The organism is Pseudomonas kitaguniensis, from assembly GCF_009296165.1.
Lineage (GTDB): Bacteria > Pseudomonadota > Gammaproteobacteria > Pseudomonadales > Pseudomonadaceae > Aquipseudomonas > Aquipseudomonas kitaguniensis.
In genome coordinates, this window is record NZ_VUAZ01000176.1 from 1 (window position 1) to 10,179 (window position 10,179).

Sequence of the window (10,179 nt, forward strand, 5' to 3'; positions counted from 1 at the left end):
GGCTTTTGCATACACAGCAGATCTGCTTCTTTTGCTTTCTGTGGGAGGGGGCTTGCTCCCGATAGCAGTGTGTCAGTTGAAAAAATACTTATCTGACACACCGACCAATCGCGAGCAAGCCGCTCCCACATTTACGACGCGCACCTTTGGATGGCGCGGATTCTGCATCTCGTACCCATTCGCCGGATTTCCGTCACCGGCTTCTGGAGGATTAGGATGCGTAGTCTGGTTTTGTTGCTGGCGTCATTGACGCTGAGTGGTTGCATGACCGTCAGCGATATGGCCGAAGGCACTCGCTATCAGATGAGTGACGCGGGCTTGCTGGACCACAGTGATACGCGCCGCACCGCCTCTGTTCGCATACAACCGGATTCCTTTGTGTTTATTGCCCAAGGCGCCTTTGTGCCGCCGGGCAGCGCCTATCCGCGGCCTAACGTGGTGGCCGAAGAGGCCTTCAACGGCTTCGTCGAGTATTTCCCGATGGTACGCCGCGCCCGCAAGCCTGAAGGCCTGGAACAGGCAATGTCCGAAGCGCGTGGGGCAGGTGCGCATTACCTGCTGTATTGCCGCTTTGCGGCAGCCGATGACCGTATCGGCAACGCCGATGAGTGGACCGATCAACAGGCGCTGGACCGTGTTGGCCTGGACAGCGGGGTAATTCAGATCATGTTGATCGAGACCAGCACCCAGTATTTGATTGATACTGCACGTATTCGCAGTCGTGGCGGTTTACTGACGTTCCACGACAACAAGCCACAAGATCTGATTGCCCGGCCTTTGGCGCAGTACGCTCGGGGCTTGCTGGGCATGAGCGATCAGTAAGCCAGGAGCACCTCATGACCGATACCGCCAAGGCCAATGATCTATTGGCCCAACTGCCCAAAGGCAAGGGGCCGGCGCCGGTGCACTTGTGGAACCCGGACTTTTGCGGCCACATCGACATGCGCATTGCCCGCGACGGCACCTGGTTTTACCAGGGCACGCCGATCGGGCGTAAGCCGATGGTCAAGTTGTTCTCCAATATCATTCGCCGCGATGGCGATGAGTATTTTCTGGTTACTCCGGTGGAAAAAGTCGGCATCAGCGTCGATGACGCGCCGTTTGTCGCGCTGACGCTCGACGTTGAAGGGCAGGGCGAGCGCCAGGTATTGCGCTTCACCACCAACGTCGATGAACAGATCGAGGCTGGCCTGGAACACCCACTGCGGGTGGTGATTGATCCTGTGACTGAGGAACCCGCGCCGTACCTGCGGGTGCGCAGCAACCTCGAAGCGCTTGTGCACCGCAACGCGTTTTACCAATTGGTCGAGCTGGCCGTCAGCCGCACGATCAATGGTCAGAACTGGCTGGGTGTATGGAGTGGCGGCGAATTTTTCCGCATTGGCCTGGAGCCCTGAGGCCGGTTTTTTCATCCTGCTGACATAATTCGCTTGCGCTGACCGGGCGCTTTCGGTTATCAGTTTGTACATGATTAGACAGGTTCGATTCGATAAAAAACAACGCGTCGTCGACGAGCTCATCCGCCGCATTGAAGGTGGGGTGATGGCCGACGGTTTCCTGCTGCCGGGCGAGCATCAGTTGGCCGAAGAGTTTGCGGTCAGCCGCGGCACCTTGCGCGAAGCCCTGGCGGAGCTCAAACGGCGCAACTACATCGCTACGCAGAGCGGCGTCGGCTCCATCGTCACCTTTGACGGCATCGTGCTCGACCAAAACAGCGGTTGGGCTCAGGCGCTGGCCGACACTGGCGCGCTGGTCACCACCGAGATCTTGCGCCTGGAGGCCGTCACCCGCCCCGACTTGCTCAGCCGCTTGGGCAGCGACCAATTCATCGCCCTCGACCGCCGCCGTCGTACCACCGATGGCACCGCAGTGTCGCTGGAACGCTCGCTGATGCCGGCTGGCGGTAACCTGGAAAGCCTGCCGCGGGTCGGCCTGATCGACAATTCCCTGACCATCACCCTGGCGGCCTACGGCTATGTGGGCGCCGACGGTGACCAATGGATCGGCGCCGAGCCCCTCAGCGCCGAAGACGCCGAGCTGCTCGGGCGGCCTGCCGGCACCGTGTTTCTCAAGGCCTCGCGCACCACGTACGACCGCCGCGAGCGCTTCATGGAGTACGTCGAAAGCTTGCTCGACCCTGTGCACTTTCGCCTGCACCTTCAGTTTGGAGCTTCAAAATGACCCCGAATACCCGCGCGCTTGGCGCCTTCTATGGCTTGGCGTTGGGCGATGCGTTGGGCATGCCCACCCAGTCCTTGAGCCGCGAGCAGGTCAGGGCACGCTTTGGCGCCATCACCACGTTGAAAGACGCCCATGCCGACCAGCCCATTGCACCGAATATGCCGGCGGGCTCGATCACCGATGACACCGAGCAGGCAATCCTGGTTGGCCAATTGTTGGTGGACGGGCAGGGCACGATCGAACCGACGGTGCTCGCCCAACGCCTGATCGAGTGGGAAGCGCTGATGCGTGCCAAAGGCTCGCAGGACTTGTTGGGGCCGTCGACCAAACGCGCGATCGACATGATCCTCGCCGGCCACACCCCGGAGGAATCCGGGCGCTATGGCACCACCAATGGCGCCGCCATGCGCATCACACCGGTGGGGATCGCCGCTGATGTCAGCCACCCGGCGCAGTTTATCCAAGCGGTTATCCAGGCTTGCCAGGTCACGCATAACACCACGTTGGGCATCTCCAGCGCGGCGGCGGTGGCGGCCGTGGTGTCGGCCGGCATCAACGGCGTGGACCTGGGTGAGGCGCTGAACATCGGCACGCAGATCGCCCAGCAGGCGGAAAGCCATGGGCACTGGGTGGCGGGCGGGCGTATTTCGACCCGCATCAGTTGGGCGCGAACCTTGAGCGTCGGCAGCGGCGATGCCGCGCTGTTTGCCGACCTGCTGTACGAGCTGATCGGCACCTCCGTCGCGTCTCAGGAATCAGTGGTGGTGTCGTTTGCCCTCGCGCAGCAAGTGGCGGTCGGCGAGATGAATGCGTTCGAAAGCCTGTGCCTGGCTGCGAGCCTTGGCGGCGACACGGATACGATTGCCGCGATCCTCGGCGCTATGTTGGGCGCGTGTTTGGGCATGCAGTGCTGGCCGCAGGCGATGATTGAGCAGGTCAAGCACGTCAACCGCCTCGACTTGCAGCCACTGGTGCAGGGCTTGCTCCAATTGCGTTAAACAGAGCGCTGGATCGTTTTGCCACAACCACAACAATACAGGCACCAGGAGCACCCCTCATGAGTACCCCTTCTTCCGGCCAAAGCGCCGGGCAATTGGAAACACGCGGCATTGAGCCGGTCCCCGAAGGCGAGTGCAACGGCCATCCGCTGCAACTGTTCTGGGTGTGGTTTGCCGCCAACATCAGCATTCTCGGTTTGCCGCTCGGCGCCACCCTTGTCGCGTTTCGTGGCCTGGCCATCTGGCAGGCGATCATCGTTGCTGTCCTCGGCGCCGCCGGCTCTTTCGCGGTGGTCGGCATCATTTCCATCGCAGGCCGTCGCGGGCGCGCACCGAGCCTGACGTTATCGCGGGCCATATTCGGCGTGCGTGGCAATATCGGCCCGACGATTGTGTCGCTGATGTCGCGCCTCGGCTGGGAAACCGTCAATACCACGACGGCCGCCTTCGTGTTGCTGTCGCTGTGTTCGATTCTGTTCAACTCGCCGGTCGAGGCCAAAAGCGCTCCGATCCTGACGTTGCTGTTCATCGCGATCTTCGTGCTGCTGACGCTCTCGGTGTCGGGCCTGGGCCATGCCACGCTACTGGTGATCCAGAAGTGGGCGACTTACGTGTTCGGCGCGTTGAACATTCTGGTCGGCGGCTTTCTCTGCGCCACCATCGACTGGAGCGCGGTGTTCAACGCCACCCCTGCACCTCTGAGTGCAATGATTATCGGCGTCGGCACCATGGCGGCCGGCACCGGGATCGGCTGGGCCAACGCCGGTGCCGACATGTCGCGCTACCAGCATCGCAGCGTCACCGCGGTGCGCCTGGTCGCGTCTGCCGCGTTCGGTGCGGGTATTCCGCTGGTGCTGTTGATCACCCTTGGCGGCTTGCTCTCGGTGGGCAACAACGACCTGGCGTCGGCGACTGACCCGATTATCGCGATACGCGACATGCTGCCGACGTGGATGGCCGTGCCGTACCTGATCACCGCGTTTGGCGGGTTGCTGCTGTCCAACAACCTGTCGGTGTATTCGGCGGGCCTCACCACCTTGACCCTCGGCTTGAAGGTCAAACGCGTGCACGCGGTGATCGTCGACATCGTGGCGATTTTTGCCGGTTCGATTTACTTCATGCTGATCGCCGACAGTTTCTACGGCCCGTTCATTACCTTCATCTCGCTGCTGGCGGTGCCGATTACCGCGTGGGTAGGGATTTTTGTGGTTGACCTGATTCACCGTCATTACTACAGCCCCACTGACCTGTTGGACGTCAGCCCAACCAGCGCCTATTGGTATCGCGGCGGCGTGGAATGGCGTGCGTTCGGCGCGTGGGCCGTGGCGATTGTGCTGGGTTTCAGCTTCACCACGCTTGGCACCACCGCTGAAAATATTTGGTTCGCCGGGCCGTTGGCTGACTCTTGGCTGGGCCATAACGGCTTGGGCTGGATTGTCACCTTCCTGGTGGCTGGCGGGATTTATGCGGTATTGGGCGGCGCGGCTGATCGCCGCCCCGCGTTGGTAGAGCGGCCTAATGTCTAGGTTACTGCACACCGGCCAGGTCATCGTCGACCTGGTGATGGCCCTCGACACGCTGCCTGCGACGGGCGGCGACGTACTCGCCAAATCCGCCAGTTTTGAAGTGGGCGGCGGTTTCAACGTCATGGCCGCCGCACGGCGTAACGGCCTGCCCGTGGTGTATCTGGGCCGTCATGGCGAAGGGCGTTTCGGCGACCTGGCACGCGCAGCGATGCAGGCCGAGGGTGTTGAGATGGCCCAAGCGGCCAGTCAGGGCAAGGACACCGGCGTGTGCGTGGCGCTGACCGAAGCCAGCACCGAGCGCACGTTTATTTCGCATATCGGCGCGGAAGGCGATTTGAGCGCCGACGACTTGGCGCGCGTGGTGCCGCGCGCGGACGACTACGTGTACGTCAGCGGCTACAGCTTGATGCTCGAAAACAAGGCGCAGGCTTTGCTGGATTGGTTGCTGGCGCTGCCGCGTGACATCTGTGTGGTGTTCGACCCGGGGCCAATGGTCAAGGCGGCGGATTCGGCGCTGATGCTGGCGTTGCTGCCGCGTATCGACATTTGGACCAGCAACGGGCCGGAAGCACTCGGGTTCACTGGCACCAGTTCGCTGGCCGAGGCGCTTGTCGAGCTCGATCGTCACCTGCCTGCCGAGGCGTTGCTGTTGGTTCGCGATGGGGCGAATGGCTGTTGGGTGAGCCGCCATGGCAACGCCGAGCATGTGCCTGGGTTCAAAGTGAATGCCGTCGACAGCAATGGCGCAGGCGATGCGCACGCCGGGGTGTTTGTTGCCGGGTTGGCGAGTGGTTTACAGCCTGCTCAAGCGGCGCGCCGGGCGAATGCGGCGGCAGCGTTGGCGGTGACGCGATGGGGCCCGGCGACTTCACCAGGCACCCTCGAAGTCGACGCGTTACTGGCTCAATAGCTCAATAAACAAACACAAAAAAATGTGGGAGCAGGGCTCCCACATTGGTGTTGCAATGCCTGAAAGGCCGAGGTTGTTCGGCCTTTATCGGCACCTGGATCAGTGCGTACTTTGGCCTTCCAGCTTACGCGCCTCGTCCACGCCGGACGCGGTCAGCTTGATCGGCAAGTTCAGCGCGTATTCACCGGCAGCATCGGTGGTCACATGCCCATCCTTGATAAGCCCGCGGTCCTGCAGAAACGCCAAGACACTGGCGACCTCTTTTTCGCCGCGGTAGTTGTCCAGCACCTCCTTGCCCAAACCATGCGGGTGGGCGTGCAACAGGCGGGTGAGGACTTCTTTTTCAAGGTTTCTATCGACGTTCATGCGTACCTCTTCACTGGGAAATGATCGGGTGTTGGTGCTGCAGTAGATGCCTTAAGGCGCAGGCTGTTTAGGCGCGCCAGGGATGTTCGAGTCATCGCCTTTGTTAACTTTCGGGTCGTTGACCGCAGGGCCCATTTTGCCGTTGCCCACTGCTGGCGGGCTTTGACGACCGGCGTCGTGGCCTTGGGTGCGCGGGTCTGCGCCATTGGTGTTATCGATCACCGCGCCGCCATTGGTGTCCATGCCGGTGCCCATCGATTTTTGCGATTCGGACGTGGCAGGGTTAGTGGTGCCGGTCGACGAGGTCGCGGCGATGGCGCTCAGCGAGGCAGCAGACAGCAGGCCGGTGAGGGCCAGGGCAGCAAATTTGGAATGCTTCATTGGGGCGTCTCCATATGATTAATGTCCTTACCCTTTATTGGTCAGCCCCCATTTGTGGTTGGTGCCTTGATGGCGACGAACGGTATTGGTGCACCTGTAAGATTTTGTGTGCCGAGTGCTGCGCGACCGGCCACAGCCAGCTCGCCAGGCTCAAATTGCACTGCAATCGGTGATGAATCCGCCTTAGTATGTGCGCTCTGAATTTGCCCAAGGCTCGCCCATGACCATCGAGATTCGCCCCGCCGTGCCCAGCGATGCTGCGCAGATCCTGACGTTTATCACCGAGCTTGCCGAGTACGAAAAGGCCCGCCATGAAGTGATTGCCAGTGTGGTGGATATTGAGCGCAGCCTGTTCAGCGAGGGCGCCACCGCGCATGGCCTGATCTGCTCGCGGGACGGCTTGCCGATTGGTTTTGCGGTGTTCTTTTTCAGCTATTCCACGTGGTTGGGCAGCAACTGCCTGTACCTCGAAGACCTGTACATCAACCCCGAGCAACGCGGCGGCGGGGCGGGCAAGAAGTTGCTGCGCCACTTGGCGAAAATCGCCTGCGACAACGGCTGTGGGCGTTTTGAGTGGAGTGTGCTCGACTGGAACGAACCAGCGATTGCCTTTTACAAATCCATTGGCGCCCAGCCGCAGGAAGAATGGGTGCGCTACCGCATGGAAGGCAATGCGTTACGCGACTTCGCCGAAGGCTGAAGCCACGCGCCCGAAAACACCCGAGATCAAGTGTTGAGCATCAACTGTGGGAGGGGGCTTGCTCCCGATAGCAGTGTGTCAGTCAGTACATTTTTGGCTGACCGACCGCTATCGGGAGCAAGCCCCCTCCCACAGTTTGGTCGGGATTCTCGTTAGGTTTTTCTCATAATATGGGATGCAAATTTATATATTGAGATATTTCAAGGTCTGGGTTTATAGTCGGCTGCATCAGCACTCACTGCCAAAAATAAAACAGGTGAAGCGATGCAGCCCCAACCGTTGTCGTTACCCGCCGTGCCCGAGCCTACCTACGGCGAGCGGCTGAACAACAAAGTAGTGATCATCACCGGCGCTGCCCAAGGCATTGGCGAAGCGATTGTCGCTTGCTTCCAGGCCCAGCAGGCGCGCTTGGTGATCGCCGATATTCAGGGCGAAAAAGTCGAGAAAGTCGCCGCGCATTGGCGCGAACGCGGCGCCGACATCATTGCGCAAGCGGTCGATATCACCTCCAAAGAACAATGGCAGTCGCTGGTTAACCTGGCCATCGACCGGTTTGGCCGCGTGGACGTGCTGGTCAACTGCGCCGGGGTCAATGTGTTCTGCGACCCGTTGCAGATGACCGACGAAGACTGGCGCCGCTGCTTTGCTATCGACCTCGACGGCGCCTGGTTCGGTTGCCGCAGTGTGTTGCCACACATGATCGAGCAGGGCATCGGCAACATCATCAACATCGCCTCCACCCATTCCAGCCACATCATTCCCGGTTGCTTCCCGTACCCGGTGGCCAAACATGGCCTGCTCGGCCTGACGCGCGCCCTCGGCATCGAATACGCACCCAAGGGCATCCGCGTGAATGCCATCGCGCCGGGCTATATCGAAACTCAGCTTAATGTCGATTACTGGAACGGTTTTGCCGACCCGCACGCCGAGCGTCAGCGCGCCTTCGACTTGCACCCGCCCAAGCGCATCGGCCAGCCGATTGAGGTGGCGATGACGGCATTGTTTTTAGCCACCGACGAGGCGCCTTTTATCAACGCGACCTGCCTGATGATCGATGGCGGGCGCTCTGTGATGTACCACGACTAAAAACAACAAGAGGTGCCCCATGCTCGTAAAAAACGGGTTCAAGAAGACTCTCGGCGCGTTGGCGCTTGCGATGGCGTTCAGCGGGTTGGTATCTGCCGAAGAAGTCAAAATCGGTTTTCTGGTCAAGCAAGCTGAAGAACCGTGGTTCCAGACCGAATGGGCGTTCGCCGAAAAGGCCGGCAAGGACCAGGGCTTCAGCGTGATCAAAATCGCCGTGCCTGACGGCGAAAAAACCCTGTCCGCCATTGATACCCTCGCCGCGAATGGCGCCAAGGGCTTCGTGATTTGCCCGCCGGATGTGTCGCTCGGGCCTGCGATCATGGCCAAGGCCAAGCTCAACGGTTTGAAAGTGCTGGCGGTGGACGACCGCTTCGTCGACGCCAAAGGCAAGCCCATGGAAGACGTGCCTTACGTCGGCCTGGACGCCTACAAGATCGGCCAAAAACAGGGCGAGGCCATGGCTACCGAAGCCAAGCATCGCAACTGGGACTGGAAGGACACCTACGCCGTCATCAACACATTTGACGAGCTGGAAACCGGCAAAAAGCGCACCGACGGTTCGGTAGAAGGTCTCAAGGCCGCAGGCTTGCCGGCTGACCACATCCTGTTCAGCGCGCAGAAAACTCTCGACGTGCCGGGCAGCATGGACGCCACCAACTCGGCGCTGGTGAAACTGCCGAGTGGCGCGAAAAACCTGATTATCGGCGGCATGAACGACAGCGCCGTACTCGGCGGCGTGCGCGCCACCGAAAGCGCAGGCTTCAAGGCGGCCAACGTGATCGGCGTCGGTATCAACGGCACCGATGCGATTGAGGAGCTGAAGAAATCCGACACCGGCTTCTACGGCTCGATGCTGTTGAGCCCTGACGCGTCGGGCTACAAAACCGCCACCGCGATGTTCGAGTGGGTGACCAAGGGCGTCGAGCCCGCCAAGTTCACCGCGCTGGATAACGTGACCCTGATCACCCGCACCAACTTCAAGCAAGAGTTGAGCAAAATCGGTCTGTGGAAATGAGCGGCGCGGCCCTGCGTTTTAACGCCATCGGCAAAGAATTCCCCGGGGTTAAAGCCCTGGCGCAGATCAGCTTTGAAGCGCGGCCGCACGAAGTGCACGCGCTGATGGGCGAGAACGGCGCGGGCAAGTCGACCTTGCTGAAAATTCTCGGCGGCGCCTACATTCCGAGCAGCGGCACGGTGCAAATCGGCGAGCACACCATGGCCTTCAAGTGCGCCGCCGACAGCATCGCCAGCGGCGTCGCGGTGATCCACCAGGAGTTGCACCTGGTGCCGGAAATGACCGTGGCCGAGAACCTGTTTCTCGGGCATTTGCCGTCGCGCTTCGGCGTGGTCAACCGGGGTTTGCTGCGCCAGCAGGCGCTGGCCTGCCTCAAGGGCCTGGCCGATGAAATCGACCCTGAAGAAAAGCTTGGCCGCTTGTCACTCGGCCAACGCCAACTGGTGGAAATCGCCAAAGCGCTGTCGCGCGGCGCGCATGTGATTGCCTTTGATGAACCCACCAGCAGCTTGTCCGCACGCGAAATCGACCGGCTGATGGCGATCATCACGCGGCTGCGCGATGAAGGCAAAGTGGTGCTTTACGTGTCGCACCGCATGGAAGAAGTGTTCCGCATTTGCAACGCCGTCACGGTGTTCAAGGACGGGCGCTACGTGCGCACCTTTAACGACATGAGCACGCTGACGCATGACCAGTTGGTGACCTGCATGGTCGGCCGCGACATTCAGGACATCTACGACTACCGCCCGCGCGAGCGCGGCGAGGTTGGGTTAAAGGTTGAGGGCTTGCTCGGCCCAGGCTTGCGCGAGCCGGTGAGTTTTCAGGTGCACAAAGGCGAAATTCTCGGCCTGTTCGGCTTGGTCGGAGCAGGGCGTACCGAGCTGTTTCGTTTGCTCAGCGGGTTGCAGCGCGCGAGCGCCGGGCAGTTGCAACTCTGTGGGCAGCCACTGCAACTGCGCTCACCGCGCGATGCGATTGCAGCGGGTGTGCTGCTGTGCCCCGAAGACCGCAAAAAA

12 protein-coding genes are annotated in these 10,179 nt (G+C 60.9%); 10 read left to right on the forward strand and 2 right to left on the reverse strand.

Annotated features, from left to right (window positions below; genetic code table 11):
• Positions 1-216: 216 nt before the first annotated feature.
• The 6 genes from F0169_RS25115 to F0169_RS25140 all read left to right on the forward strand — a co-directional run bounded on the left by F0169_RS25115 (position 217) and on the right by F0169_RS25140 (position 5,615).
• A complete protein-coding gene (locus tag F0169_RS25115; protein ID WP_058412340.1) occupies positions 217-822 on the forward strand; it encodes a DUF4823 domain-containing protein in 606 nt (201 codons plus the stop codon).
• Positions 823-836: 14 nt separating this feature from the next.
• On the forward strand, positions 837-1,397 hold the full coding sequence (locus tag F0169_RS25120) for a DUF1285 domain-containing protein (RefSeq protein ID WP_152747923.1): 561 nt from the start codon (positions 837-839) through the stop codon (positions 1,395-1,397).
• Positions 1,398-1,467: 70 nt separating this feature from the next.
• A complete protein-coding gene (locus F0169_RS25125; RefSeq protein WP_058412338.1) occupies positions 1,468-2,181 on the forward strand; it encodes a GntR family transcriptional regulator in 714 nt (237 codons plus the stop codon).
• A complete protein-coding gene (locus F0169_RS25130; protein ID WP_152747924.1) occupies positions 2,178-3,179 on the forward strand; it encodes an ADP-ribosylglycohydrolase family protein in 1,002 nt (333 codons plus the stop codon). Before F0169_RS25125 ends, F0169_RS25130 begins: the two co-directional genes overlap by 4 nt.
• Before the next feature lie 59 nt (positions 3,180-3,238).
• Complete coding sequence (locus F0169_RS25135; RefSeq protein WP_152747925.1) at positions 3,239-4,705, forward strand: purine-cytosine permease family protein; 1,467 nt, start codon at positions 3,239-3,241, stop codon at positions 4,703-4,705.
• Positions 4,698-5,615 (forward strand): PfkB family carbohydrate kinase, encoded by a 918-nt coding sequence (locus F0169_RS25140; RefSeq protein WP_152747926.1) that lies wholly within the window; start codon positions 4,698-4,700, stop codon positions 5,613-5,615. The genes F0169_RS25135 and F0169_RS25140 overlap by 8 nt, the downstream gene beginning before the upstream one ends.
• 99 nt (positions 5,616-5,714) lie before the next feature.
• Here the strand turns inward: F0169_RS25140 and F0169_RS25145 are convergent, their stop codons facing one another.
• Together F0169_RS25145 and F0169_RS25150 are read right to left on the reverse strand one after the other, a co-directional pair.
• Positions 5,715-5,981 (reverse strand): hypothetical protein, encoded by a 267-nt coding sequence (locus F0169_RS25145; RefSeq protein WP_058412334.1) that lies wholly within the window; start codon positions 5,979-5,981, stop codon positions 5,715-5,717.
• 51 nt (positions 5,982-6,032) lie between these two features.
• Positions 6,033-6,362 (reverse strand): hypothetical protein, encoded by a 330-nt coding sequence (locus F0169_RS25150; protein ID WP_058412333.1) that lies wholly within the window; start codon positions 6,360-6,362, stop codon positions 6,033-6,035.
• Positions 6,363-6,582: 220 nt separating this feature from the next.
• Between F0169_RS25150 and F0169_RS25155 the strand changes: the two genes are divergently transcribed.
• The 4 genes from F0169_RS25155 to F0169_RS25170 all read left to right on the forward strand — a co-directional run.
• Entirely contained in the window at positions 6,583-7,062 is a 480-nt protein-coding gene (locus F0169_RS25155) for a GNAT family N-acetyltransferase (RefSeq protein ID WP_058412332.1), read from the forward strand.
• A gap of 264 nt (positions 7,063-7,326) precedes the next feature.
• Positions 7,327-8,148 carry an SDR family oxidoreductase gene (locus F0169_RS25160; protein WP_058412331.1) on the forward strand — a complete coding sequence of 274 codons (822 nt, stop codon included), beginning with the start codon at positions 7,327-7,329 and terminating at the stop codon, positions 8,146-8,148.
• 19 nt (positions 8,149-8,167) lie between these two features.
• Entirely contained in the window at positions 8,168-9,163 is a 996-nt protein-coding gene (locus F0169_RS25165) for a substrate-binding domain-containing protein (protein WP_058412330.1), read from the forward strand.
• On the forward strand, positions 9,160-10,179 hold a 1,020-nt coding region (locus F0169_RS25170; RefSeq protein ID WP_152747927.1), incomplete at its 3' end, for an ATP-binding cassette domain-containing protein. The genes F0169_RS25165 and F0169_RS25170, both read left to right, overlap by 4 nt.